At 72.1% G+C, this 25,472-nt stretch carries 23 protein-coding genes; 8 read left to right on the top strand and 15 right to left on the bottom strand.

Translation table 11 applies throughout. The features are described 5' to 3' along the window. Window positions 1-59 precede the first annotated feature (59 nt). Window positions 60-3,416 (top strand): hypothetical protein, encoded by a 3,357-nt coding sequence (locus K2X24_RS09390; RefSeq protein WP_292497090.1) that lies wholly within the window; start codon window positions 60-62, stop codon window positions 3,414-3,416. A 159-nt stretch (window positions 3,417-3,575) separates the two neighbouring features. After that, window positions 3,576-4,013, top strand: a complete 438-nt coding sequence (locus K2X24_RS09385; protein WP_238278460.1) for a DUF3429 domain-containing protein — start codon at window positions 3,576-3,578, stop codon at window positions 4,011-4,013. Window positions 4,014-4,029: 16 nt separating this feature from the next. Here K2X24_RS09385 and pdeM read toward each other — a convergent pair whose 3' ends face one another. Genes pdeM through K2X24_RS09370 form a run of 3 tightly spaced genes read right to left on the bottom strand, consistent with a single transcriptional unit; the run spans window position 4,030 to window position 8,315 of the window. Beyond that, window positions 4,030-4,743 carry a ligase-associated DNA damage response endonuclease PdeM gene (gene pdeM / locus K2X24_RS09380; protein WP_292497180.1) on the bottom strand — a complete coding sequence of 238 codons (714 nt, stop codon included), beginning with the start codon at window positions 4,741-4,743 and terminating at the stop codon, window positions 4,030-4,032. Window positions 4,744-4,785: 42 nt separating this feature from the next. Further along, on the bottom strand, window positions 4,786-7,356 hold the full coding sequence (locus K2X24_RS09375) for a ligase-associated DNA damage response DEXH box helicase (RefSeq protein ID WP_292497178.1): 2,571 nt from the start codon (window positions 7,354-7,356) through the stop codon (window positions 4,786-4,788). Beyond that, window positions 7,353-8,315: an alpha/beta hydrolase gene (locus K2X24_RS09370; protein WP_292497088.1), complete on the bottom strand. Its 963-nt coding sequence runs from the start codon at window positions 8,313-8,315 to the stop codon at window positions 7,353-7,355. Before K2X24_RS09370 ends, K2X24_RS09375 begins: the two co-directional genes overlap by 4 nt. Before the next feature lie 258 nt (window positions 8,316-8,573). Between K2X24_RS09370 and K2X24_RS09365 the strand changes: the two genes are divergently transcribed. Then, window positions 8,574-8,921 carry a DUF6460 domain-containing protein gene (locus K2X24_RS09365; protein WP_238278472.1) on the top strand — a complete coding sequence of 116 codons (348 nt, stop codon included), beginning with the start codon at window positions 8,574-8,576 and terminating at the stop codon, window positions 8,919-8,921. Window positions 8,922-8,990: 69 nt separating this feature from the next. Here K2X24_RS09365 and K2X24_RS09360 read toward each other — a convergent pair whose 3' ends face one another. The 6 genes from K2X24_RS09360 to K2X24_RS09335 all read right to left on the bottom strand — a co-directional run bounded on the left by K2X24_RS09360 (window position 8,991) and on the right by K2X24_RS09335 (window position 15,194). Beyond that, complete coding sequence (locus K2X24_RS09360) at window positions 8,991-9,653, bottom strand: L,D-transpeptidase (RefSeq protein ID WP_292497086.1); 663 nt, start codon at window positions 9,651-9,653, stop codon at window positions 8,991-8,993. A 213-nt stretch (window positions 9,654-9,866) separates the two neighbouring features. Beyond that, the gene (nadC, locus tag K2X24_RS09355) at window positions 9,867-10,730 is read right to left on the bottom strand and encodes a carboxylating nicotinate-nucleotide diphosphorylase (RefSeq protein WP_292497084.1); all 864 of its coding nucleotides are present in this window, start codon (window positions 10,728-10,730) and stop codon (window positions 9,867-9,869) included. A gap of 65 nt (window positions 10,731-10,795) precedes the next feature. Further along, window positions 10,796-12,340: an L-aspartate oxidase gene (locus K2X24_RS09350; protein ID WP_292497083.1), complete on the bottom strand. Its 1,545-nt coding sequence runs from the start codon at window positions 12,338-12,340 to the stop codon at window positions 10,796-10,798. Then, window positions 12,337-13,362 carry a quinolinate synthase NadA gene (gene nadA / locus K2X24_RS09345; protein ID WP_292497081.1) on the bottom strand — a complete coding sequence of 342 codons (1,026 nt, stop codon included), beginning with the start codon at window positions 13,360-13,362 and terminating at the stop codon, window positions 12,337-12,339. Before nadA ends, K2X24_RS09350 begins: the two co-directional genes overlap by 4 nt. Before the next feature lie 158 nt (window positions 13,363-13,520). Further along, window positions 13,521-14,519, bottom strand: coding sequence for a hypothetical protein (locus K2X24_RS09340; RefSeq protein ID WP_292497079.1), 999 nt, complete (start codon window positions 14,517-14,519; stop codon window positions 13,521-13,523). Between the two features lie 96 nt (window positions 14,520-14,615). Further along, a complete protein-coding gene (locus tag K2X24_RS09335; RefSeq protein WP_292497076.1) occupies window positions 14,616-15,194 on the bottom strand; it encodes a sugar O-acetyltransferase in 579 nt (192 codons plus the stop codon). 154 nt (window positions 15,195-15,348) lie between these two features. Between K2X24_RS09335 and thiE the strand changes: the two genes are divergently transcribed. The 3 genes from thiE to K2X24_RS09320 all read left to right on the top strand — a co-directional run bounded on the left by thiE (window position 15,349) and on the right by K2X24_RS09320 (window position 17,612). Then, window positions 15,349-16,059, top strand: coding sequence for a thiamine phosphate synthase (gene thiE / locus K2X24_RS09330; RefSeq protein WP_292497073.1), 711 nt, complete (start codon window positions 15,349-15,351; stop codon window positions 16,057-16,059). A gap of 30 nt (window positions 16,060-16,089) precedes the next feature. Next, window positions 16,090-16,896, top strand: coding sequence for a bifunctional hydroxymethylpyrimidine kinase/phosphomethylpyrimidine kinase (thiD, locus tag K2X24_RS09325; RefSeq protein WP_292497070.1), 807 nt, complete (start codon window positions 16,090-16,092; stop codon window positions 16,894-16,896). Window positions 16,897-16,982: 86 nt separating this feature from the next. Then, a complete protein-coding gene (locus K2X24_RS09320; protein ID WP_292497068.1) occupies window positions 16,983-17,612 on the top strand; it encodes an XRE family transcriptional regulator in 630 nt (209 codons plus the stop codon). Between the two features lie 6 nt (window positions 17,613-17,618). On the opposite strand, the gene K2X24_RS09315 is transcribed toward K2X24_RS09320, so the two are convergent. From K2X24_RS09315 to K2X24_RS09295, 5 genes are all read right to left on the bottom strand, one after another. After that, a complete protein-coding gene (locus K2X24_RS09315) occupies window positions 17,619-18,206 on the bottom strand; it encodes an ABC-type transport auxiliary lipoprotein family protein (protein ID WP_292497066.1) in 588 nt (195 codons plus the stop codon). A gap of 109 nt (window positions 18,207-18,315) precedes the next feature. Continuing rightward, window positions 18,316-19,398 (bottom strand): MlaD family protein, encoded by a 1,083-nt coding sequence (locus K2X24_RS09310; RefSeq protein WP_292497065.1) that lies wholly within the window; start codon window positions 19,396-19,398, stop codon window positions 18,316-18,318. A 59-nt stretch (window positions 19,399-19,457) separates the two neighbouring features. Continuing rightward, window positions 19,458-20,180 (bottom strand): ABC transporter ATP-binding protein, encoded by a 723-nt coding sequence (locus K2X24_RS09305; protein WP_366934471.1) that lies wholly within the window; start codon window positions 20,178-20,180, stop codon window positions 19,458-19,460. Window positions 20,181-20,334: 154 nt separating this feature from the next. After that, complete coding sequence (locus tag K2X24_RS09300; RefSeq protein WP_292497059.1) at window positions 20,335-21,477, bottom strand: MlaE family lipid ABC transporter permease subunit; 1,143 nt, start codon at window positions 21,475-21,477, stop codon at window positions 20,335-20,337. Between the two features lie 54 nt (window positions 21,478-21,531). Next, a complete protein-coding gene (locus K2X24_RS09295) occupies window positions 21,532-22,764 on the bottom strand; it encodes an MFS transporter (protein WP_292497057.1) in 1,233 nt (410 codons plus the stop codon). 148 nt (window positions 22,765-22,912) lie between these two features. Here K2X24_RS09295 and K2X24_RS09290 point away from each other — a divergent pair, with 148 nt between their 5' ends. Beyond that, window positions 22,913-24,088 (top strand): hypothetical protein, encoded by a 1,176-nt coding sequence (locus K2X24_RS09290; RefSeq protein ID WP_292497055.1) that lies wholly within the window; start codon window positions 22,913-22,915, stop codon window positions 24,086-24,088. A gap of 77 nt (window positions 24,089-24,165) precedes the next feature. Further along, the gene (locus K2X24_RS09285) at window positions 24,166-24,618 is read left to right on the top strand and encodes a DUF1489 domain-containing protein (protein WP_292497054.1); all 453 of its coding nucleotides are present in this window, start codon (window positions 24,166-24,168) and stop codon (window positions 24,616-24,618) included. Window positions 24,619-24,787: 169 nt separating this feature from the next. On the opposite strand, the gene K2X24_RS09280 is transcribed toward K2X24_RS09285, so the two are convergent. Further along, window positions 24,788-25,472: hypothetical protein (locus K2X24_RS09280; RefSeq protein WP_292497053.1), on the bottom strand; the 685-nt coding region annotated here is incomplete at its 5' end.

Here is a 25,472-nt window from a genome sequence, read left to right as displayed (position 1 = left end):
CGTTGGCGTGGGGGCCTTGCCCGGATCGAGCCACGGACTTCGCCGAGTCAGGTTTGACGATGACACGCACCGCCACGCTCAACCTCGAAGGCTTCGACCCCGACGTGCTCGAGGCGGCCCGAGACGTGGCGCGGCGCGCCGGAATCCCCGTCGAGACCTGGATCGCCTCCATCGTGGACCCGGAGGCTGCGGCGCGCGCCGCGACCGGAGAGCAGCGTCAGCCGACGCCTCCGATGGCGCAGACGACGGCGGAAATCCCACCCGCTCCGCCTGTCCAGGCCGCTGCCGCGCATCTCCGGGCCACCGCTCCGCCTTTCCAGGCCGCAGCGGCGGAGCCCGCACCCATGGCGACGTCGGCACCGGCTCCGGCTCCGGCCGCCGCAGGGATCGATTTGGCCCTGTCCGAGATGATGCAGCGCCTCGATGCCATCGACGAGCGCATGCGCCGCGAGAGCCAGGCGTCGCAGGACGCGGCCAGCCGCACCATCGCGGGGATCGAAGCGCGCCTCGGCGCCGCCGCCCAACCCGCCGCCGCTCCGTCCGAGCTTGTCGATCGCCTGTCGGAGATCGAGCGCCGGATGACCGAGATCGGCTCGCAGCTCGCCCAACCGCGGCCCCTCGGCCGCCGGGGCCGGGCCGCCGAGACCGAGATCCGCGACGCCGTCAGCGAGATCCGCCAGCGCCAGCGCGAACTCGCCACCGGCACGGCCCCGGAGCCACAGGCCCCCGAAGGACAGGCTCCCGAAGGACAGGCTCCCAAGGCGAGCTCCCCGGCCATCGCCGAACTCCAGAACGAGACCTCGCGCCTGCGCGAATCCATCGGCGGCCTCGCCAGCGGCCGCGACGTCGGCGCTCTGGAGCAGGCCATGCGGGCCCTGGCGGCCGGGGTGCAGCGCGCCCAGGCACCGTCGGACCTCGCCGCCATCGCGGCCCCGATCGAACTGATCCGGGTCCAGGTCGCGCGCCTGGCCGAGGACGTGGCCGAGAACGTCCATGCCCGCGTCGCGGCGGACGTGGAGCGCCTCGCCGCCAAGGTGGACGGGGCCCTGCACAGCGCGCCGGCGGGCTTCGCCGAGCAGGACGTGCTCGGGGGCCTGTTCCGGGAGCTCGACGAGATCCGTCGCCTGATCGGCGCGCTTGCCGGCCCCGAGCGCATCCAGAGCCTCGCCTCGGGCCTGCAGACCATCAGCACCCAGATCGCGCAGCTGCACGATGGCAAGCCCGGGGAGGCCGGGAGCCTGGCCGAACTGCGTCCGCTCCTGGAGGAGATCCGCAGCGGTCTGCGTTCGGGCCCGGATTCCGGAATCGGCGAGCAGATCCAGGAGATGGGCGCCAAACTCGATGCCCTGCGCGGCAGCGCGCCGATGGGTACCGGGGCGCAGTCCGACGCCATCCTGCACCGCCTCGACGCGCTTTCCGAGCAGGTCGAGCGGGTCCACATCAATCCGGTGGGCGACCTCATCGGCCGTCTCGAAGACCTCGGGGCGACGCTGCGCCGTCCGGCAGCGCCGGAGGAGGATTTCGCCTCGATCCGGAGCATGCTGCACGACCTCACGGTCAAGCTCGACCGCGTCGGCACCGGCGATGGCCCTCGCGACGAGGGCCTCGACGCGCTGGAGCAGCAGGTCCTGGCGCTGGCCCAGCGGATCGACACCCGCGACGCCGATCCGGCGCTCGCCGGCCTCGAGCGCACCATGAGCGACCTCCTCGATCAGGTGTCGGCCCTGCGGGCCGAGGCGCCGATCGAGGCGGCGGTGGAGCGCGCGGCTCGCAACGCCGTCGCGGAAAGCATCGGCGCCGTCGCCGATCCGGAAGAGGTCGGCCTGCTGCGGGCCAGCCTGGCCGATCTGCGCGCGCATCAGGTCGCCTCCGAGCAGCGGATGCAGTCGACCCTCAACGGCGTCTACTCGGCCCTGGAGCGCCTCGTCGGCCGCCTCGGCACCCTGGAAGGGGAGGCCGCCTCGACAGGTTCCGGCCGCCTGGGCCGCGATTCGATTCCGGAGCGCATGCCTTCGGAACGCCCGCCCCTCGACCGGGCCGGACCCCGAAGCGACGGACCCCGGGGAAGCCGGCCCGCGATTCCCGCCGCGCTCCATACCGGCCCCGACCTGCCCCTGGAGCCCGGGGCCGGCCGGCCCGGCCGTGAGCGCGCGACCGAGTCCGTCGAGACGCCGGCCGTGGCCGACAGCGACATCAAGACGAGCTTCATCGCCGCCGCCCGCCGGGCCGCCCAGGCCGCCCAGGCGGAGGCGGCGGGCCAGTCCATTCCCCTCGACCCCCCCGAGGCCCGCGACGCCGCCCAGGCGCCCGAGCGCGGGGGCCGTCTCGCGCGCCTGCGCGGCGAGATCGATCGCCGCCGCAAGCCCTTGCTCCTCGGCCTGGCCGCCATCGTCCTCGCCCTCGGCGCCCTCCAGGCCGTGAACGCCCGCCGCTCGACCGGCGCGGTGGAACCAGCGATGTCCGAGGCGGCGACGTTGCCGCCGGCCGCCGAGAGCGCGCCCGCCACCACCCAGGCCGTCGCCGACGAGCCCGCCCCCGCGAAGGCAGCCGAGGCGAAGGCAGCCGAGGCGAAGGCGCCGGCCGAGCCCCAGACCACCCAGTCCCTGGCCGAGACACCCGGCGCCGCGATCCCGGCGAACCCCGCGAAGTCGGGCCCGGACCGGGCCGGGCCGCCCAAGGTCCCGGCTCTGGCGAGCCTGTCTGGCGACCTCGCGGGCGTGCCGCCCGCCCTCGGCAAGCTGCGGCAGGCCACCCTCGACGGGGACGCGGCCGCCGCCTACGACCTCGCGACCCGCGCCTCCGAGGCCCGGGGCATGCCGCGCGACAATGTCATGGCGGCCCGCATCCTCGAGAAGGTGGCTGCCTCCGGATACGCCCCGGCGCAGTACAAGCTCGCCAGCCTCCACGAGAAGGGCGTGGGCCTGCCCCGCGACCTCGTCCAGGCCAAGCTCTGGTACGGCCGTGCGGCGGAACTCGGCAACGCGCGGGCCATGCACAACCTCGCGGTGATCTACGCCGAGACCCCAACCGCCAACGGCAAGCCCGACTTCGCCACGGCCTCGCAATGGTTCAAGCGCGGCGCCGAGTTCGGCCTGCGCGACAGCCAGTACAATCTCGCGGTGCTCTACGCGCGCGGCCTCGGCGTCCAGCAGGATCTCGAACAATCCTACCTCTGGTTCTCGGCCGCCTCGGCCCAGGGCGACAGCGATGCGGCCAAGAAGCGGGACGACGTGGCCGCCAAGCTCGATCCGAAGGCGTTGGCCGCCGCGAAGGCGCAGGTCGCCGCCTTCAAGGCCCGCACGCCCGACCCGGCCGCGAACGAGCCGCCGGCTCCGTTCGCGATCGAAAATTCCATGAGCCTGCTCGGCGCTCCGCCGCCGAGCCCCGGCGCCACGCCCCCGGCGCGCCGCATCTGACGGGAGCCCGCGCCCACCGGCATGCGGGCTTCTGCCGCCCGTTCGCGATGCAGCGGACGAGGCCTCCGGGCGTTAGGGTTTGGAGGGGCGGGTCACGCCCGCCCCTCGTTCCCGATGCCCGTGCCGCCGACCGGGGTGGCCACCAAGCCTGGAGACCCGATGGCGCGTGTCACAGCGGTTCCACCGGCCGCCCTCGTCCTGGGGATCGCCGGCCTGATTCCGTTCCTGGGCTTCGCCCTGCTCTCCGTCAGCGGGACGGATGCGGGGCTCGGCACCATCGGCCTCAGTCCCCGCCTCGTGCTCTCGACCTACGGCGCCGTCATCGCGTCGTTCCTCGGCGGCATCCGCTGGGGGGCGGCCGCCGCGCGGGGTTCGGGTGGCGCGGACTACGCCATCGCCATCCTGCCGTCCCTCGTCGCCTGGGCGGCGCTGGCCGCGCCCGCCCCGTGGGACCTGCGCGTCCTCGGCGTCCTCGTGCTGGCCTGGGGCCTCGTCGACCAGGATCTGCCCCGGCGCGGCCTCGTCCCGGTCTGGCTCGGGCGCCTGCGCCTCGTCCTGTCCGGGGTCGCCGGTGCGTCCCTGCTGGTGGCCGCCTGAGCGGAAAGGACCTTTATCAGTCCTTGCTCAGCATCGCCTTGCCGATGGCGAAGACGCGGCCGTCGCCGAGGAGATGCGCCGTGAAGCCCGCCGGGAACAGCGGCTCGAAGACGGGATTGCGCACGTTGAGACCGCCCGCATAGGCCCCGAAGGCCGGCATGATCAGGCGCTTGCCGTCGGTGACGAAGCAGCGCCGGCGCACCGCCCGCCCGCGCATCGCGACCTTGCCGCAGGGATGCAGATGGCCGGCGACCTCGCCCTCGGGGGCGTCGGCGGTCGGCTCGTGCCGCAGGGTCAGGCCGCCGAGCGCCAGGGTCTCGGCGTAGCGCCCCCCGACGCCCTCGGTGACGGCGTGGTCGTGGTTGCCCGAGATCCAGACCCAGTCGCGCCCCTCCTGCAGGGCCGCCACCATGGCGCGGTCGCCCGGCTCCATCCGTTCGGGACCGCGCGCGTCGTGGAAGGAATCGCCCAGCGCCACCACGCGTGCGGGGTCGAGACGAACCACCATCTCGTGCAGGCAGGCCAGGGTCTCGCGGGTGTCGTAGGGCGGCAGGAACTGGCCCGAGCGCGCGGCAAAGGCCGAGCCCTTCTCCAGATGGAGATCGGACACGATCAGGGTCCGGTGCGCGCCGAGCCAGAGGCCGCCGCAGAGGTCGAGGGCGAGGGTTTCTCCGGCGAGGGTCAGGCCGGGGGCCCGGGTGGTCTTCTCAAGTCTCTGGCCGAGCGCCAAAACCGCATCCTCTGAGTTCTGGAAGGGGGGCTTCACCGCGTCTCAGCCCAGCGCTTCTTCGAGCAGCTGCGCCTCGGCTTCGGCCAGGATCTCGTCCGCGCCCTCGCCGTAGACCCGCTCGCGCCCGATCTCGAGCATCACGGACACGGAGAGGGGCGAGACGCGATCGAGCGCCTTGTGGATGATTCGCCCCTGGATGCGCCTCAACATCATACCGAGGCGCTTCACGTCGAGGAGTCCGGTTGCCGCATCCTGGCGCGCGGCCTTCAGGAGGAGGTGGTCCGGCTGGTGCTTGCGCAGCACGTCGTAGACGAGGTCGGTCGAGATCGTGACCTGACGGCCGGTCTTGGCCTGCCCCGGATAACGCCGCTCGATCAGCCCGGCGATGACCGCGCATTGCCGGAAGGTGCGCTTCATCATGGCGGATTCGTCGAGCCAGGCCTCGAGGTCGTCCCCCAGCATGTCCTCGGCGAACAAGGCTTCCAGAAAGTCCGGCTCGCGGCCGATGCGCTCGCCGACATCCCGGGTGAGCCAGATGGCGATGCCGTAATCGTTGGCGGCAAAGCCCAGCGGCCGCATCCGCTCCCGCTCCAGGCGGCGGGTCAGCAGCATTCCCAGGGTCTGGTGGGCGAGGCGGCCCTCGAAGGGAAAGGCCGTGAGGTAGTAGCGCCCGGCGCGGGGAAAGGTCTCCACCAGCAGACCGGTCGGGCCGGGCAGGACGGAACGGGTGCGCTGCTGCAGGAGATAATCCGAGACCTGTCGCGGCAGCCGGTCCCACTCGAACGGATCGGCGATGAGCGCCCGCACCCGCGCGGCGAGGAAGGTCGAGATCGGGAATTTCGCCCCCGCGTAGGAGGGGATGGCCGGGTCGGTGCCGGGTCCGGCCCGGGTCGCCAGGGCCTCGTCCTCGGACAGGCCCTCGAAGCGCAGGACCTCGCCGGCGAACAGGAAGGTGTCGCCCGGCGTCAGGGTGTCGGCGAAATCCTCCTCGATCTCGCCGAGCACCCGCCCGCCCTTGGGCAGGATCGCGCCGGGCTTGCCGCGCACGCCCCGGGCGAGGCGCACCTTGACCTTGGCGGACTCGACGATGGTGCCGACGTTCATCCGGTATTGCTGGGCGATGCGCGCATCGCGCACCCGCCAGAGGCCGTCCGGCCCGCGCAGGATCTTGGCGAAGCGCTCGTAGGCGCGGAGCGCGTAGCCGCCGGTCGCCACGTAATCGACCACCGCCTCGAAATCCTCCCACGACAAAGTCGCGTAGGGCGCGGCCGAGACGATCTCATTGTAGAGTAGGTTCGCGTCGAAGGCATCCGCGCAGGCCATGCCGAGGACGTGCTGGGCCAGCACGTCGGGGGCGCCGAGGCGGGCGTCCGGCGTATCCTGGGCGGCGGCCTCCACGGCGTCGAGGGCGGCCTGGCATTCGAGCATCTCGAAGCGGTTGGCCGGCACCAGATAGGCCTTCGACGGCTCGTCCATCCGGTGGTTGGCCCGGCCGATGCGCTGCATGATCCGGCTCGCGCCCTTCGGCGCGCCGATGTTCACCACGAGGTCGACGTCGCCCCAGTCGATGCCGAGGTCGAGGGTGGCGGTGCAGACGATGGCCCGCAGCTGCCCCGCCGCCATCGCGGCCTCGACGCGGCGGCGCTGCGTGGCGTCGAGGGAGCCGTGATGCAGGGCGATGGGGTAGTTCGCGTCGTTGATCCGCCAGAGTTCCTGGAAGGTGTACTCGGCCTGGAGGCGGGTGTTGACGAAGACCAGAACCGTGCGGTGCCGGCCGATCAGGTCGTAGATCGCCGGCATGGCCTGCCACGCGGTGTGGCCGGCGAGGGGCAGGGTCAGGCCGGTGTCGAGCATGTGGAGATCGGGCGCGGCGCCACCCCGCACGACGACGAGGTCGGCCATCGCCACCCCGGACCCGCTGCCCTCCACGAGGGATGGGGGCGGGGCGGGCTGCTGCGGCACCAGATACCGGCGCAGCTCGTCCGGCTCGCGCACGGTGGCGGACAACCCGATCGCGGTCAGCCCCGGGCTGAGGCGGTGCAGCCGGGCCAGCGCCAGGGACAGGAGATCGCCGCGCTTGGAGGTGACCAGGGCGTGCAGTTCGTCGAGGACGACGCAGGACAGTCCGGCGAAGAGGTCGGCCGCCTCGCGGTGGGCGATGAGCAGAGCGAGCTGTTCCGGCGTGGTCAGCAGGATGTCGGGCGGGCGCGCGATCTGCCGGGTGCGCTTGTGCGAGGGCGTGTCGCCGGTGCGGGTCTCGACGCGGATGGACAGCCTCATCTCGGCGATGGGCGCCTCGAGATTGCGGGCGATGTCCACCGCCAGGGCCTTCAGGGGCGAGATGTAGAGCGTGTGCAGCCCGCGGGCCTTGACCGAAGCCGGGCGCCCCGCCGAGGCGGGGTGCTCGGCAAGCGCCGTCAGGCTCGGCAGGAAGCCCGCCAGGGTCTTGCCCGCCCCGGTGGGTGCCACCAGCAGGGCGGATCGGCCTGCGCGCACGAGGTCGAGGAGTTCGAGCTGGTGCGGCCGGGGCGCCCAGCCGCGCGCGGCGAACCAGGCCGCGAAGCGCTCCGGCAGCGGTGTCTCGGGCGTCGGTGTCTCGGGCGTCGTGCTCAGGCCAGGGCCATCAGGAACCGGTCCATCAGTTCGAGGGCGCGCTCCGTCATCGCGCCGGGGTAGCGCACGAAGACGTGGCACCCGCCCGGATAGATCGCGGTGTGTCCGCCATTGCCGGCCGCGGCCCAGCGCGCCGACATGTAGAGCGTGTCGTCGAGGAGCGGATCGTGCGTCCCCACCGTGAACAGGGCCGGGGGCAGGCCTTTCAGGTTGGCGTAGAGCGGCGAGACGTCGGGCCGGCGCCGGTCGATGCCGTCGCGCACGTAGACGTCGGCGAAGCGCGTCAGGTCCTCGGTGTTCACCACGAGGCGCTCCGCGCCCCAGTTGCGCACGCTGGGCGTCAGCCCGAGATCGAAGAAGCCCGCGTTCAGATTGGCGCCCCGGAAGGCGCGGGGCAGGCCGTGCGTGTCGCGAAGGCGCAGGAGCACCATCACGGCGAGCTGCGCGCCCGCCGATTCGCCGCCGATGGTCAGCGCGGAGATGCCGAACTCCGCCTTGCCGGGACCGGCGAGCCAGAGGGCCGCCACCTCGCAGTCCTCGAGGGCGGCCGGATAGGGATGCTCCGGCGCCAGCCGGTACTCCACCGAAAGGCAGACGAAGCCGCAGACGTCGGCGATGCGCTCCAGCCAGGGGTCCTGCTCGTCTGCCGATCCCCAGACCCAGCCGCCGCGATGAATGTGCAGGTAGGCGCCGCGCAGCTTCGCCCACTTCTTGGGGTTCGGGCGGATGACGCGCAAGTCCAGCGGACCGCCGGGCCCGTCGATGGTCAGGGTCTCGGCCCGGGCGCTGCGGGGCATGGCCGGGGAGGCCTGCGTGCCCTGGCGACGGCGCGCGCGCACCTCCGTCATCGGAATCGACCACGGGTCGCCCTGCGCGGCATGGGCGGCCACGATCTCGGCGTTCAGGCGCTTGGTTTCCGGTTCGATCATCGCCGGATCGAACAGGGCGTGGTCGATCATGAATCCGTTCGTTTCATTGACAGGTCGGCCGTCGCGACGCGCGCCACCGACTCCAGACCCTAGAATGGGACCGCGCGGGCATCGGTGCCATCCGTGGCTTGTGCGAAATCGCCCAACGCCTCAAGCCCGGTTGGGTTTCCTCCCGTCCTGTGGCGTCCGCGTCACGGTTCCGCCGGGATCGGCGGGTTGAGAAGGGGCTCAAGCGCGCCGCCGTGATACGGGCCGGGCGTTCCCAGGAAACATCGCATGACCTCCGGCATGACCCCCGAACACGATCCGCGCCGTCCCTCGCCCTACCCGGGCCAGCCCTATGCCGGCGCACCGTTCCCGGATCAGGGCCGGCGCTCGGCCCTGCGGCGCTTCCTCGGCGGCTCGCCCGCCGCCGTTTTCATGAAGCTGCTGTTCCTGTCGGTGCTGGTCGGCGCCGTGATGGCGACCCTGGGCGTCACCCCGGGCCTCCTCTTCTGGCACGCCTACGACGCGGTGCGGACCCTGATCGACCTCGGCCTCGCCACCTTCCACGATTTCGGCCGCTGGATCCTGGCCGGCGCCGTGGTGGTGGTGCCGCTCTGGCTGCTGTCGCGGTTCTTCGCGGTGTCGAAGTAGGTTTCCAACGCGAAAGGGGCCGGCGTTTCCGCCGACCCCTCGTCGTTACCTGACTTGGGTTCGCGCCGGTCAGCGCTGGACGATGACCTTCGCGCCCACCTTGGCGCGGGTGTAGAGGTCGGCCACGTCGTCGTTGGTCATGCGGATGCAGCCCGAGGACACGGCGGTGCCGATGGTCTCCGGCTCGTTCGAGCCGTGGATGCGGTAGATCGAGTTGCCGAGATACATGGCGCGGGCGCCGAGGGGGTTCTCGATGCCGCCCTTCATGAAGCGCGGCAGGTCGGGGCGGCGGCGCAGCATCTCGGCCGGGGGACGCCAATCGGGCCACTCGCGCTTCATCGTGATGGTCTGCACGCCGCCCCAGGTGAAGCCCGGACGGCCGACGCCGACGCCGTAGCGCAGGGCCTTGCCGTCACCCAGCACGTAGTACAGGCGGCGCTCGGCGGTGGAGACCACGATGGTGCCGGCCGCGTAGCCGCCCGCATAGACGACTTCCTCGCGCTGGATCGCCGACATCTGCGGCACGGCGGAGGACGGTGCCATCGGATCGGCGGGCAGCGAGGCGTTGGCGGTGGGCAGGGCCACCGGCGTGGCCTGCGGGCGCACCCGGATGACCAGGGCGTTGTCGAGTGGCTGGCGTGTGAGTGGATCGATCTCGTAGGCGGCCACGGGCGAAGCCCATGCGCCCAGCGCGCAGAGGAGCCCGGTCAGGGCGGGGGCGAAACGGCGCATCGGAGCCTCTCGAAGGCGAACGAAATCTGTGGAGCGGATTAGGAAAACTCGACGCACGTTACGGCGCGAAGTCTGCCCAAGACGTAAACGCTCGCCCTTCAAAGCCAAGCTCTATTCCCGCCCCGGCGTCGGTTGCCGGAGCGTCGTGATTTCGTGGCAACACCGTGGCACCTTGGCCGTATCGCCCGCGTGGGAGGTACGCCGGGCGCGCGATCAGACCGCGTCGAGGCCGAGGTCGATGATCGGTGCGCTGTGGGTGATCCAGCCGCAGGATATCAGGTCCACGCCGGAGGCCGCGACCGCCCCCACGGTCTCGCGGTTGATGCGGCCGGAGGCCTCCGCGATGGCCCGCCCGTCGATCATCGCCACCGCCCGGGCGAGCTGATCGGGGGTCATGTTGTCGAGGAGCACGGCGTCGGCGCCCACCGAAAGCGCCTGTTCGAGCTGCTCCAGGGTGTCGACCTCCACCTCGATCTTCACGAGGTGCCCGGCATAGGCCCTTGCCCGCGCGATGGCCGGCACGATGCCGCCCGCCACCGCCACGTGGTTGTCCTTGATGAGCACGGCGTCGTCGAGGCCGTAGCGGTGGTTCGAGCCGCCCCCGGCCCGGACCGCGTGCTTCTCCAGGGAACGCAGGCCCGGGGTGGTCTTGCGGGTGCAGACGATGCGGGCCTTGCCGTGCGGCCGCGCCGCGTCGACCAGGGAGGCGGTGGCGGTGGCGACCCCCGACATCCGGCACAACAGGTTCAGGGCGACCCGCTCGGCGGTGAGGATGGCGCGGGCCGGACCGGCGAGGCGGATCACCACGTCGCCCGGTTTGACCCGGCTGCCGTCACCGCGCTCCACCGTCACGGCGACGGCCGGGTCGATCAGCCCGAAGGCGATCACCGCCGCGTCGACGCCCGAGATGACCCCGTCCTGCCGCGCGGCGATGACGCCTTCGAGGCGGGCGCTCGCCGGGACGATCGCGTCCGTGGTGATGTCGCCGGCCCGGCCGAGATCCTCTAGCAGGGCCGCGCGCACGATGGGCTCCACCATCAGGCGGGGCAGGGGGGGAAGATCGGTGCGGTCGGTCATGGATCGTCCTTCGGTCGAAGTCTTCGCGTCATCGGGGCGGGTCGTGCCGGCTCGCCCCCTCCGTGTCAGGCCGCGACGACGTCACGATCGGGCGCGTACGCCGCGGCGAGGGCCTGAAGCTCGGCCAGCGTCACCTCGGTGTGGCGCGCGGGCTCCTGCCCGGGGTGATCGCTGCGCCAGTGCGCGCCGCGGCTCTCGCGGCGCGAGGCCGCCGAGGCCGCGATGGCGAAGGCGGTCAGCGCCGCGTCTCCGCCGGCCCGTGCGGCCGGCGCGAGCTGCCGAAGCGCATCTGCCAAGCCCTCCGCCGCGCGCACGACGCCGACCTGCCGGTCCATGACCCCGCGCAGGGCGTCGAGATCGGTCGCGGCGCGCGCCCGCTCCGGCTGGGCCAGGGCATGGCCCGGGGCGGGCAGGGCACTCGCGGCCTCGGCGATCCAGGGCGCGAAGGCCATGGCTTCGAGGAGGGAGTTGCTGGCCAGCCGATTGGCCCCGTGCAAGCCCGTCGAGGCGACCTCGCCGCAGGCGAACAGGCCCGGCACCGTGCTGGCGCCGCAGGCATCCACCTTGATGCCGCCCATGTGGTAGTGGGCCGCCGGTCGCACCGGGATGGCCTGCCGGTGGGGGTCGATGCCGGCCTGCGCGCAGAGGCCCGCCACGGTGGGAAACCGCGTCGCCATGCGGGCGCCGAGCTCGCCCCGGCAATCGAGGAACACGCCCGCGCCGCGCGACAGCGCCTGGAAGATCCCGCGCGCCACCACGTCCCGGGGTGCGAGGTCGCCTCCGGCGATTCCTGCCATCACGGGGGCGCCGGTCTCATCGATGAGGCGGGCCCCCTCGCCGCGCAGGGCTTCGGTGGCCAAGGGCATCGGGTCCGCGCCGGTGGCGATGGCGGTGGGGTGGAACTGCACGAACTCCATGTCGCGCAAGGTGGCGCCGGCCCGCAGCGCCAGGGCGAGACCGCGCCCTGTGGCGCCGCGCGGGTTCGTGGTCGCGGCGTAAAGCGCGCCGGTGCCTCCCGTGGCCAGCACTACGGCGCGGGCCGGCAGGGTGAAGCGCGCGCCCTCCCGCTCGCAGACGAGGCCGGCCACCGCGCCGCCCGCGTCCCGCAGGAGTTCCCGCGCCGACGCCACCAGCACGGTGACGGAGGGCGTCCGGCCCACCACCCGCACCAGGGTCTCGAGCACGAGCCGGCCGGTGGAATCCCCGCCGGCCCGCACGATGCGGCGACGGGAATGGGCGGCCTCGAGCCCGAGGGCGAGGGCTCCGGCGGCGTCCCGGTCGAACGGAGCGGCGAGCCCGACCAGCCACTCGATCAGCGCCGGTCCGGCGGCGGCGACGCGGGCAGCCACGTCTGCCTCGGTCAGGCCGGCGCCCGCCGCCAGGGTGTCGGCGGCGTGGAGGGCGGCCGCGTCGTCCGCTCCCATGGCGGCGGCGATGCCGCCCTGCGCCCAGCCCGTGGCGGTGCCGGTGCCCAGGGGGGCGGCCGTGACCAGGGTGACGGGGCGGGGCGCGAGGCGGAGCGCCGTGGCGAGGCCCGCGATGCCGGCGCCCACGACGACGATGCGATCGGCGCCCGGGAGCGCGAAGGCGAGGGGAGCGTGCGCGTTCATCGGGTGCGGACCGCCAGCATGCGCTCCACCGCCATCCGGGCGCGCTCGGCGAGCTCCGGCTCCACCGTGACCTCGTGGGTCATGGTCTCCAGGGCGTGGCGGATGTTCTTCAGGCTCATGCGTTTCATGTGCGGGCACAGGTTGCAGGGCTTGATGAACTCGATGTCGGGGTTGGCGGCCGCGATGTTGTCGCCCATGGAGCACTCGGTCACGAGCACCACCTGCTTCGGGCGTTTCTCCAGCACGAAGTTCATCATCATCGCGGTGGAGCCCGAGAAATCGGCCTCGGCGACTACCTCCGGCGGACATTCCGGGTGGGTGATGACGGTGACGCCGGGGTAGCTCTCGCGCACCTCGCGGATGTCGGCGGGGGTGAACTGCTCGTGCACCTCGCAATGCCCGGCCCAGGTCAGGATCTCGACCTCGGGCACCATCGCCTGGACGTTCTGGGCCAGGAACTCGTCCGGGATCATGAGGACGCGGGGCGCGTTGAGCGAGCGCACCACCTCGACCGCGTTGCCGGAGGTGCAGCACAGGTCCGACTCGGCCTTCACCGCCGCCGAGGTGTTGACGTAGGTGACGATCGGAACACCCGGATACTTCGCCCGCAGGCCGCGCACGTCCGCCGCCGTGATCGAATCGGCGAGGGAACAGCCCGCGCGGGTGTCCGGGATCAGCACCGTCTTGCCCGGGTTCAGGAGCTTGGCGGTCTCGGCCATGAAGTGGACGCCCGCCAGCACGATGACGTCGGCGTCGACCGTCACGGCCTCGCGCGCCAGGGCCAAGCTGTCGCCGACGATGTCCGCAACCGTGTGGAAGATCTCCGGCGCCTGGTAGTTGTGGGCCAGGATGACCGCGTTGCGGGTCTTCTTCAGTTCGAGGATCGCCGCCACGTCGTCGGCCAGGGCCGGCCACTCGATGGCCGGCACGTGCCGGCTCACGCGCTCGTAGATGTGCGGCAGGGGAAGGCCACTCGGGACACCCGCACGATTGCTGCCGATCGGGAGACTGGTCGCCGCCATTGACGCGTCCTCACTTATGCTCAAACTGAGCATTGTGCCGACTAACGTAGGCGGGCCACGGTGGCTTGTCTAGATATGCAGGCTTTGAGCATAACGTTTTTGCGATGCGAGAATGACGTTGCGGTGCAACTGTCATCCACCCCGCCGGGGCACGGCGATCAAGTTGGCCGGCGCGCGGGCCGCAGGCGGAAGCCGGGGGCGGGGCGTTCCAGCAGCACCTCACGCCGGAAGCGGACGAGGCGGGCCGGTCGCCCGGTCGCCCCGGAGGTCACGCCGTCCGTTTCCTCCACCAGCCCCTGCTGGGCCACGAGCCGGCGGAAGTTCTGCTTGTGCAGATTGGTGCCCGACAGCGCCTCCACCGTGCGCTGGAGCTGGAACAGCGTGAAGGTCGGCGGCATCAGCTCGAAGACCACGGGGCGGTACTTGATCTTGCCGCGCAGGCGCCCGATCGCCGTGGCGAGCACCCGGCGGTGGTCGAGGGCCATGGGCTGGCCCGTCACGGTCAGGTCAGCGTCGCGTGCCTCGCCGGACTGCCCCTGCGCCTCGGGAATCAATCCGGCCTCGAACAGCAGTTCGTAGCGCTCCAGCACGCGCTCCTCGTTCCAGGCGCCGCCGCAGAGCCCGAAGGTCAGGCCGAGGCGGTCCTCGCGGCGACGCCGCTGCTTCGGGTCTCCAGTGCCCTCCGCCCACGCGAGGAGCTTGGCCTCGATCTCGCCGAGGGAATCAGGCCGCCCGGCGCGCCAATCCTCCCAGGGCAGGTAGTGGTACCAGTTTCGCCAGGCGGCCTCGGCGAGGCCGGCCGGCCGCAGCTCGCGCACCAGGGCGAGGTAGGCCACCGAGAGCGAGTGCAGACCGCCGCCGTCGTCGCCCTGCCGGTCACGATCGCCGAAGGTGTAGAGCTGCTCCACGTAGCCGAGGCGCTGGTGGGTCTGGCGTTCCACCCAGGCGCGCAGGCCCCGCTCCAGGGTGGGGTGCTCGGGCACGAGCGGCCCCGCGGGCAGGCCGTCGGAACGGCCCCGGGCCTGGCCGCCGACCTGCACGGTCAGGGCCCGCGGCTCCCCGTCAGTCGCCGCGACGATGACGGCCACGAGCCCCACGGCGGACGGATTGGAGAGCGCGGAGTCCGCCGCCCGTTCGGTCTCCTGCGCCGTGGTCACGCTGCCCGATCCTCGCCCGCTGCTCGCCCATCGCTTCGCGCCTGCTCATCGCACATTGCGGGCGCGCGATGAACGCGAAAAACCGTCCCGCCCCGGTCAGGCCTCCCGAGCGGGCGGGGTTCGGGCGGCCAGGACCCGGGCCGGGTTGCCCACGACCGTGGCGCCGGCCGGCACGTCGCGAGTCACCACGCTGCCGGCGCCCACGATGGCGTCGTCGCCCACGGTGACGCCCGGCAGGATCAGGGCGCCGCCCCCGATCCAGACGTTGCGGCCGATCCGGATCGCCCGGGCGAATTCCAGGCCCGCCTCGCGCGGCCCCGGCTCGCGGGGATGGTCCGGCGTGAGGATCTGCACCCCGGGACCGATCTGGGTCCGGTCGCCGATGCTCACGGGAGCGCAATCCAGGATCACGCAGCCGAAATTCAGGAAGACGTGCGCGCCGAGGCTGATGTGCAGCCCGTAATCGCAATGGAAGGGTGGCCGTACCACCGTACCGTCGCCGACCGACGCGAAGCGCTCCCGCAGGAGTTCGCGGCGGGTCGCGGGCGTCTCGGTGGCGGCGGCGTTGTAGCGCGCCATCCAGGCTCGCGCGGTCCGGTTGTCGGTGTGAAGCTCCGGATCGTCCGGATCGTAGAGGTCGCCGGCGAGCATCTTCTGTTTGGGTGTCCGGTCCATGCGCGGGCTGCGTCTCCGAGGAAGGCTGCGGCGGTAACGCCGTGGCAGGCCCGGGGCTCCCGGCGGCACACCCGTCTTCCGAGCGGGCCGCGAGGGCCCTAGACTGTGGGGACAAGACCCAACATCCCTGCCACGACGTTCAGGAAGGCGCCGCGTGATCGGACAGAAGGAAGCGGGCGGCCCGGGGCCGGCGGTCGACCTGCGGCTCTACGGGCTCATCGACACCGGCGTGTCGGGCCATGACGGCGCGCGGCTGGCCGCGATGGCGGCCGAGGCCGTTCAGGGGGGCTGCACGCTGCTGCAGTACCGGGAGAAGTCCATCGCGGATGCCCGCGCGGCGCTCGCCCGCATCCGGGCGATCCACGGGGCGATCGCGGGCCGGGGCGTGCCGCTCCTCGTCAACGACCGGGTCGACCTCGCGCTGGCCGCCGGGGTCGAGGGCGTGCATCTCGGCCAGGGCGATCTGCACCCGGCCGATGCGCGCCGCCTGCTCGGGCGCGAAGCGATCATCGGCCTCACGCTCAAGACCGCCGCCCAGGCCGATGAACTCTACCGTCTGCCGGTCGACTACGCCTGCATCGGGGGGGTGTTCGCGACGGCCAGCAAGGACAATCCCGATCCGCCGGTGGGGCTCGACGGGCTCGCCCGCATCGTCTTCCGGGGACGCCTCGCACGGGGCGCCGCGTTCCCCCTCGGCGCCATCGCGGGCATCAACGCGGGCAACGCGGCGTCCGTGATCCGGGCCGGGGCGGACGGGATCGCGGTGATCGCCTCGCTGTTCTCCGGCGATTCCGTCGAGGCTTGCGCGCGCGATCTGCGGGACCGGGTGGATTCGGCCCTCGCCGCGCGGGGCGTCGCGGCCTAAGCTCCCACAAAGCCTCGAGGACACCCCCCAATGACACCGATCGCCGTCACCATCGCGGGTTCCGATTCGAGCGGCGGGGCCGGCATCCAGGCCGACCTGAAGACCTTCGCGGCCCTGCGGGTCTACGGCGCCAGCGTGATCACCGCCCTGACGGCCCAGAACACCCAAGGGGTCCAGGCGATCCACGACGTACCGGCCGACTTCGTTGCCGCGCAGATCGAGAGCGTGTTCTCGGACCTCGCCGTCACGGCGGTCAAGATCGGGATGCTGTCCCAGGTGGCCACCATCGAGGCGGTGGCGGCGGGGCTCGCCCGCCACGCCGGCCGGATCCCCATCGTGCTCGACCCCGTGATGGTCGCCACCTCGGGCGACCGCCTGATCTCCGAGACGGCCGTGGAGGCGTTGCGTCGACACCTCCTGCCGCTCGCCCACCTCGTCACCCCCAACCTGCCCGAGACCGCGACCCTGATCGGTGAACCCGCCGCCGACACCGAGAACGCCGCCGTTGCGCAGGGCCGGCGCCTCCTCGCCATCGGCGCCCGCGCGGTGCTGGTGAAGGGCGGGCATGGGGTCGGCAGCGAGAGCGTCGATCACCTCATGAGCAGCGACGGTACGCTCCGCCGCTTCGCCGCGCCGCGCATCGAGACGCGCAACACGCACGGCACCGGCTGCACCCTCTCAGCGGCGGTGGCGGCCGGGCTGGCGCGGGGTCTTCCGATGGTCGAGGCGGTGGCTCAGGCCAAGCGCTACGTCTCGGCGGCGATCGCGGGAGCCGACGGCGTCGCGGTGGGGCGCGGGCACGGACCGGTGCACCATTTCCACGCCCTCTGGACCTGACCCAGCCTTGCGCCGCCGTCCCGTTTGCGTTTGAAGTACCGTACAAGCGTCCGCTTAACGGAACGGACGCGCGGATCTCGGGACCCATGGACAACCAGTTGACGACGCCCGAACGCGGGCGGCAGCGTGATATCCTGAACGGCGCGCAGGTTCTCTCCGGCCAGCTCGGCAAGACGATCCAGCGCCTGCGCAAGGCCTACAACCTGTCCCTGTCCGAACTCGCCGAGCAGTCGGGCGTCGCAAAGTCGATCATCAGCCAGATAGAGCGCAACGAGACCAATCCGACGCTCGCCACGATCTGGCGCCTGAGCCAGGCCCTCGACGTTTCCATCGAGCGGGTGCTGGCCACGAGCGACGAGGAGCCCTTCATCGAGAAGACCTCGCGGGCCGACACGCCGATCCTGGTCTCGGACGACGGCAAGGTGCGTCTCGCCATCGTCGGCTGGATCAAGACCGTCGAGTGGCTGCAATGGTACGAGGTCTCCGCCGATCCGGGCGGGCAGCTCGATTCCGACCCGCACCAGCGCGGCTCGGTGGAATCGCTGACGGTCACCGCCGGCACGCTCGAGGTGGAGGTGGCCGGCACGACCCAGCGCGCCCGCGCCGGCGAGACCCTGCGCTACCGCTGCGACCGCCCGCACACCGTGCGCTGCATCGGACCGGAGCCGGCCAAGGCGATCATGGTGGTGATCATGAAGGCCGCCGTGATGGAGTGAGGGGGCTCAGCGCCCCGAATTCACCCAGGCCACCATCTCGGCGAGCACCCGGGCCAGCGCCGCATCGAGACCCACGGCGGCGGTCCCCGCATCGACCTTCGGCACCGGCACCCGCGCGGTGAAGATCCGGGCGGCCACGACCTTGCCGGTGCCCTCGGCGATGATCTTGGCGGAGATGTCGACCACCGCTTCGCCGGAGCCGGCCGCGATGTCGAAGGCGCGGATCTCGCTGATGAGCTGAAACTCGGAGACCACCTTGTCGCCGGGACGGCTCACGGATTTCAGGCGGCCGGAATTTTCGAGACTTTGGATCAGCCGCGTCTGGATCAGGCGCGGCAGACGGTCGGCCCATTGGCCGCCGCCCAGGAAGGACAGGGCGCCCCCCGGCTCGCGCACGATGATGCGGTCCGCCTCGAAGGGCTGGATGCCCACGGGCTCGGCCACGCTGAACGAACGCGCGGAGGTGCCGACCCGGCCGTTGGACGGCAAGGCGGCCAGATCGAAGGTCAGCGGCACAGCGCCGCCCCCGCAGCCGCCGAGGGTGGCCGCGAGGAGCATCGCGACGAGTGCGGGGGCGGTTCTGTAGTGGGACATACGCATTCCGGAAACCCGTCGCCGCACAGACGCGCAGCGTGGCCGTAAACTAGCGGCCCGGGCGATTGGTGCCGTGCGCCGCAGCACGCATGGCCCGGTGGAGCACAGTTCAGCGCCCACCGTTGTATTCCGGCAACGACGGCTTGCCGCCGAAGATCACCTGGGATGGGTCGCGCTCGAGGCTCTTGACCGTGCGGTTCAGGGTGTTGAGCGTGCGCTGCCCGTCCGTCGACAGGGCTTCGACCTCGCGGCGGCCGGTGCCGCTGAGACGGTTGAAACTGGTGGCGATGTTCGAGGTGCGCTTGTCGAGGTTTTCGCTGAGGGTCCGGAACGCCTTGCCGGCGTCACGGACCGAGATCGCGGCCTCGCGCACCTCCGTGAAGGTGCTCGTGCCGGCCGAACCCGAGGCCGAGCCGAGGAAGCCCTCGGCGCCCTTCAGCACGGAATCGACCCGGTCGGCCGAGGCGTTGAGCTTGGCGGCCAGCGAACGCGCGTCCTTGAGCGCCCCCTCGATGTCGGGACTCCCGGCCGCCAGCGCCCCGGAGAAGCGGTCGGCATTGTCGATGACGCGGTTGAGCTTCTGCCCGTCGATGGCCTTGACGAGGCCGCTCACCGCCGGGCCGGCCTCGGCGAGGGTCTTCGAGAACGACTCGACGTTGGCGAGCGTGCGCGTGATCGCGCCCTCGTTGCCGGCCACCACCTTGTCGAGGCGCTGGAGCACGTCGTCGGCCCGCTGGGCGATCTGCTTGGCGGCCGCCATCATGTCCTGGATGTCGGAGGAATCCGCGAAGATCGTCGGCATCTGGTCGCCCGAGCCCGGGGGCAGCACGGGCGAGTCCGCGTTGCCGCCCGAGAGCGAGATCGTGGAGACGCCGGTCAGCATCGCCGAATCGAGGCGCGCGCGGGTGTCGGCGCGCAGGGGCGTGGTCCGCTCGACCTCGACCACGGCGACGACGCGGCGCGGATCCTGCGGCAGCAGGCGCACGTCCATCACCTCGCCGACCTTGATGCCGTTGAAGGCCACGGTCGATCCCTTGGCGAGACCGCCGACGCTGCCCGAAAACACGATGCGCACGGCCTGCCGGACCTGGCTGCGCGAGCCGCCCTGGAGCCAGAACACGAAGCCGAAGGCCGCCACCAGGACCGCAAGGGTGAAGGCGCCGATGAGGGCGTAGTTGGCACGAGTCTCCATGGGATCAGCGATACCTTGGCGGGATGGGGACCGCGCGGTGCGAGGCCGCACCCGGCGCGTCAGGCCTGTGCACGGCGGCCTCCCTGCGGGACGACCGCGCGGCCGCGCTTGCCGTGGAAGTAGGAGCGCAGCCAGGGATGGTCGCTCTCCAGCATCTCCGCGATGGTGCCCTGCGCGATGATCTGACCGTCGCCGAGGGCGGCGATCCGGTCGCAGGCGGTGTAGAGGCTGTCGAGGTCGTGCGTGACCATGAACACGGTCAGGCCCAGCGTCTGCTTGAGGGTGGCGACGAGGTCGTCGAACTCGCCGGCGCCGATCGGGTCGAGGCCGGAGGTCGGCTCGTCGAGGAACAGGATCTCGGGGTCGAGGGCCAGGGACCGGGCCAGCGCCGCGCGCTTGATCATGCCGCCGGAAAGCTCCGAGGGCAGCTTGTCGGCGGCGTCCGGCTTCAGGCCGACCATCTCGATCTTGAGACGCGCGAACTCGTCGAGCAGGCGCTCGGACAGGTTCAGATGCTCGCGCATCGGCATCTGGATGTTCTGCTTGACTGTGAGCGCCGAGAACAATGCGCCCTGCTGGAACAGCACGCCCCAGCGCTGCTCGATCTGGCGGCGGCGCGCCACGGTAAGGCCGTCCACGTCCTCGCCGAACACCTCGATGGTGCCGGCGCGCTTGGGCACGAGGCCCAGGATGGTCCGCGTCAGCACCGACTTGCCCTGGCCGGACGGCCCGACGAAGCCCAGGATCTCGCCGCGCCGGATGTCGAGGTTGAGCCCCTTCATCACGATCTTCGAGCCGAACCCGACCACGAGGTCGCGCACGCGGATGATCGGCTCAGGCGCGCCCGCGCGGGCCGTCTCGCCATGGACGGGCGCTTGCTGCGCGGCGTGAACCGGTATGGCGGACAGGGTTGTCATGGTTGTCGGAACGGGCGCCTCAGAAATCGATGGCGGCGAAGAAGACGGCGAACAATCCGTCCAGGACGATGACCATGAAGATTGACTTCACAACTGAGGCCGTGACGTGGCGCCCGAGCGACTCGGCCGAACCCTCCACGGCAAAACCCTCGATCGTCGCGATGATCCCGATGATCAGCGCCATGAAGGGCGCCTTGATCAGGCCGACGGCGACGTGGTGGAGGGACACCGCCGCCTGGAGTCTGGCCAGGAAGGCGTCCACCGTCATGCCGCCGTAGAGGGAGGCCGTGAGGCCGCCGCCCGCGAGCGCCGCCAGGGAGGCCAGGAAGGTGAGGATCGGCAGGCCGATCACCAGGGCGAGGATGCGCGGAACGATCAGGATCTCGATCGGGTCGAGGCCCATGACGCGTAGGGCATCGACCTCCTCGCGCATGCGCATGGAGCCAATCTCTGCGGTGAAGGCCGAGCCCGAGCGGCCCGCCACCATGATCGATGTGAGGAGCACGCCGAGCTCGCGCAGGATGAGCAGGCCGATCAGGTTCACCACGAAGCTCTGGGCGCCGAAGCGCTGGAGCTGGAAAATGCCTTGCTGGGCGACGATGCCGCCCACGAGGAACGAAATCAGCACGATGATCGGCACGCCCCGGAAGGCGACCTGCTCGATCTGGTTGACCAGGGCCGTGCCCCGGAAGGTGCCGGGCCGGGCCGCGACCCGGATGCAGGCGGTGACGACCTCGCCGAAGAAGGCGAGGCCCGTGACGAGGTCGGATTTCGCGCCGACCACCCGCTTGCCGAGATCCTCCAGGAAACCGTAGAGGCGCCCGCGCGGGGCCGGCGCCGGCTCGGCCGCGCGCAGCTTCACCTCGCTGAGCAGGATGCGGTGCTCGGGGGCGGCCCCCGCATAGGCGAGGCGCCCCCCGGCGGCCTCGATCTCGGCCCGGGTCCGCTCCAGCACCCAGGCGCCCAGGGTGTCGAGGCGGCTGATCTGGCTGAGGTCGACGAGGACCGGCGCGCCGGCGGCGCTGCCGGCGATGCGCGCGGCGGCGTCTTCCACGGCGGCGCCCTGGTCGGCGGTCCAACGCCCGGACAGCCCGACGCGCCCGCCCTCGAGGAGGGTGGCGTCGGCGGTGTCGGGGTGGGTCCTGGTCTCGGCTCTAGCCAAAGGGGCAGCGCTCCATCTCCCCATCACGCATCACCGATCACGGTTACCGGAGGGTCAAGATCGATCGCGCTGTTGCGGGTGCTGGCCCAGAAACGTGGTGGTGTGAAGGCCGAAAGCGCGGGCAGACTGCGCGGCGCGTGCCGCGAGGCACAGGCCGCACAGGGCGAGCGGCGCCATCAGCGCGAAGGCGAGGGGGCCGCCCCCGGCCCCGTAGGCGGCGCCCGTGAGCAGGGTCGCGCTCGCCGAAGCCAGCGCGCCGGCCGAACTTACGGTGCCCTGCGCCCGCCCGCGCGCGCCCTCCGGCGCGAAGCGCGACACCGCCGCCATGGCGCCGAGCTGCGTCGCCCCGAAGGTCAGCCCGTGCAGCACCTGCAGGACGACGACCGGCCCGAGCCGGTCGCCGAGGAAGGCCATGCCGAGCGCCCGCACCAGGGCCGCCCCGCCCCCGAGGGCGAGCAGGGCGAAGGGGCCGCGCCAGCGCGCCGGCACACGGCCGATCAGGGCGAACAGCACGATCTCCGAGGCGACGCCGATGGCCCACAGCGTCCCGATCCACGCCGTCCCGATCCCGTGCGTGCTCCAATGGATGCTGCCGAAGGCATAGATCGCCGCGTGGCTCGACTGGATCAGTGCCGCCGCTCCGATGGAGAGCCAGAGCACGCCCGGCATTCGCGGGCGCCCGGCACCTGGGTCGCGGGGTGGCGCCGCCGGTCCGTCGACACGGGCGACCAGCGCGACGGCGGCGGCGAGGAGTGCCAGGGCGGTGAGGATGAGCGGGACCGCCAGCCGCTCGCCCATGGCGCCCAGTACGGCCCCGCCCGCGAGGTTGGCGAGGAGGAAGCCGATGGAGCCCGCCATCCGGATGCGGGCATAGTCGAGCCGGGCATTCCGGCGCACGGCGCCGAGCGTCATGTAGTCGATGCTCGGGACGAGGGGGGCGGCGGCCACCGCGTTGAGGGCGATGAGGAGCGCCAGCAGCGGCCAGCCGGTCGCCGCGCCGGCCGGCATCAGCGCGTAGGTCGCCGCCAGCACGAGGCTGCCGACGAGCAGAATGCGCTGCGCCGCGATGCCCCGGTCGATCAGCCCGACCAGCGGCGCCGTCGCCACGATCCGGATCGCGATGGGCAGCGCGAGCAGCAGGCCGATCAGCGCGGCATCGAGCCCGAGCGCGTTCAGCCAGACCGGCATGAACGGCATCGCGATTCCGATCTCGACGAAGATGACGGCGTAGAGAACCGAGAGGCGGAACGCCTTCGGCTCCGCATGCGGTGAAAGTGGATCGGACACGCGACGGGCGATGATGAGGAGGCCTGTGGATCGATCGTCCCAGGCGATGGCAGCGTAAAGCCGGCGTTAAAGTGATGCTGTCAATCTCCAGTCGCTTGGAAACCAGCGATCGCTTGTCGGCCGCAGCCTCGCCAAGGACGTGTGCGTGATGTCGAGTTCCCAATCGCTGACGTCGATCGACGTGTCGGAATACGATCGGATCGAGGCCGCGATGAGCGAGAGCGAGCGGGGGCGCTGGTTTCTCGACGCGTATCTGCGCCGCAACCGCGCGCACGACACCGGTATCCTGCTCGATGCGATCGCGCGGCTTGAAAAGGCCGTCACCGGGGAGCGGGAACAGGACCAGATCGGGCGCGTGCGCGGCGACCTGATGGACATGGCCCACGCCATCGCCCGGACGAAGGCCGAGATCGCGGCGATCAGCGCGCCGGACCACGACCAGAGCCGCCTCGGCGGTGCCTCCGCCGCCCTCGACGCCATCGTGCGCTCCACCGAGCGCGCCACCTCCGAGATCCTCAGCGCCGCCGAGCACGTGCAGGAGGCCGCCTGGACCTTGCGCGAATCCGGCTCTGACGCCGCGATCTGCGACGAGCTCGACCGGCGCGCCACCGGCATCTACACCGCCTGCTCCTTCCAGGACCTGACCGCGCAGCGCACGGCGCGGATCATCCACACCCTGCGCTATCTCGAGGAGCGCCTCGCCGCCATGATGGCGATCTGGGGCGATGCCGTGGAATCGGTTCCGCCCGCGCCCGGCGAATCCAAGGGCGGGACCCTGCCCACCGACCTCTGCCAGAGCGACGTGGACCGCTACATCGACGGGGAGGCGTCCCCGGGTGACGCCGATGCCCCCGTCGCGGCCTCGAGGCTGCCGGAGCACCTCTCCGTCGACGACGACATCGTGTTCCTCGAAGCCACGGACGCGGTCCCGCCGGATGCGTCCGCCGCCACGCCCCTGGCCGAGCCCCAGCCGGCCGATTTCGCCGAGGCGGAGGCGCCGGCTGCGGATATCCTCGCACAGGATGCGGAGCCCGCCCACGCTGCGGTGGCGGAGCCGGCCGACGATATCGCGGAGGAAGCGGTCGCCTTGCGTGCCGAGATCCGCGAGCCCGCCCCGGCCGCCGAAGCGCCGGTCCCGAACCCGGCGACGGAGGCGACCGGCCACGAGCCCGAGCCGGCCGGGGACGCCGAGCCCGCCTCGCCGGTGGATCCGGTCGCCCTGAAGATGGCGGCGTCCGCCGCCCCGGTTCAGACCGACATCGCCAGCGCCTTTGCGGAGATCGACGCCCTCTCGGACGACGAGAAGCGCGCCCTGTTCTCCTGATCCCGCCCATAGCGGCGCGGGGTCGCGCCGCTGCCGCGGCCCGAGCGCGCGGCCGGTGCGGCTGCTACAAGGCCGCCATGTCCGCTCGCGCGCCCCTTCATCTCCTCAAGCTCTGCGTCGGTCCGGCCGGCATCGGCGAGCTGGAGGAGCGCATCGCCCGCAACGTCGACGAGGCGCGTCGCCTCGGGCGCGATCCCGCGCCCGTGCATACCACCCGCATGGTACCGACCCGCGCCGGCGACATCGTCGGCCGGGGCTCGATCTACTGGGTGATCAAGGGCACGCTGCTCTGCCGGCAATCCATCCGGGCGATCACGCCCTTCACGGATGCGGACGGCATCGGCCGCTGCCGCCTGATCCTGGACCCCGTCGTCACCGCGGTCTCGCCACGCCCGTGCCGCCCCTTCCAGGGCTGGCGCTACCTCAAGGCGGACGATGCCCCGGCCGATCTCGACGCCCGCACCGCCGGGGGCCTCGCCGAGATGCCGGAATCCCTGCGCCGCGAACTCGCCGGTCTCGGGCTCATCTGAGCGACCGACCACTGCCCATGACAAACCCCGCCTCCGGGGGGAGGCGGGGTTTGTCGCGTTCGGGGCTCATCTGGCGAACACCACGCGGCCGAGGCCGAGTCGCCTTGAGATCCGGCGGAGGGCCGCCGCGCGAGGAGGCCTCGACGAGCAGGCTCGTCGAGGCCCGGTATCAGGCGCCGTCGAAGCGGCCGCTGGCATGGGCCAGCATCGTGTAGACCTTGCCCGTCTCGGAGGTGAGGTAGGCGTCCGCCCGCGAGGAGTCGCGGTCGTTCTTCGAGACGTCGCCGAGCAGGCGCTCGAACTCGCCGACGTAGCGGTCCACCGTGCGGCGGAAATCGGCGTCGGCAGCGTAGCGGCGGCGGACCTCCTCGAAGGTCTGGCGACCCTGCGCGGTGTAGATCCGGCGGTCGAACAGGTTCGGCTCGCCCCGGCGATAGCGCGTCCACAGATCCACCGCCGTCTGGTGATCGATCATCTTGGCGATGTCGCTGGAGATCGTCTCCAGGGCGGTACGGCCCCGCTCAGCCGCGTTCCGCTGCGCGTCGTCGGGTGCCTGGGCGGGGGCCCGGCTGCTCGGCACGGCCTCCGGCTCGTCGTCGAGGGAGGCACGCGTGAGCAGGTCCGAGAGCCAGCCGCGGTTGTCGCCGCCGCGCTGGTCGGCACGGGGGCCGCTGCCCGGACGGAGCATCTCGGCGTTGCGGGTGGCGGCGGGCGCCGAGACCACGTTGATCGACTGGCCCGAACGGGCCGGCGATGCGGCGGGCTTCGCCTCGGTCGTGGGCTTGGCCTCGGTCATGGGCTTGGCCTCGGTCGCGGGCTTGGCCTCCGGGGCGGTCTTCGCCTGAGGCGCGGGC

Origin of the sequence: Methylobacterium sp., from assembly GCF_019750675.1 — a bacterium.
Lineage (GTDB): Bacteria > Pseudomonadota > Alphaproteobacteria > Rhizobiales > Beijerinckiaceae > Methylobacterium.
The sequence above is the reverse complement of the archived record's forward strand: the minus strand, read 5'-3'. Positions and strand labels throughout refer to the sequence as shown.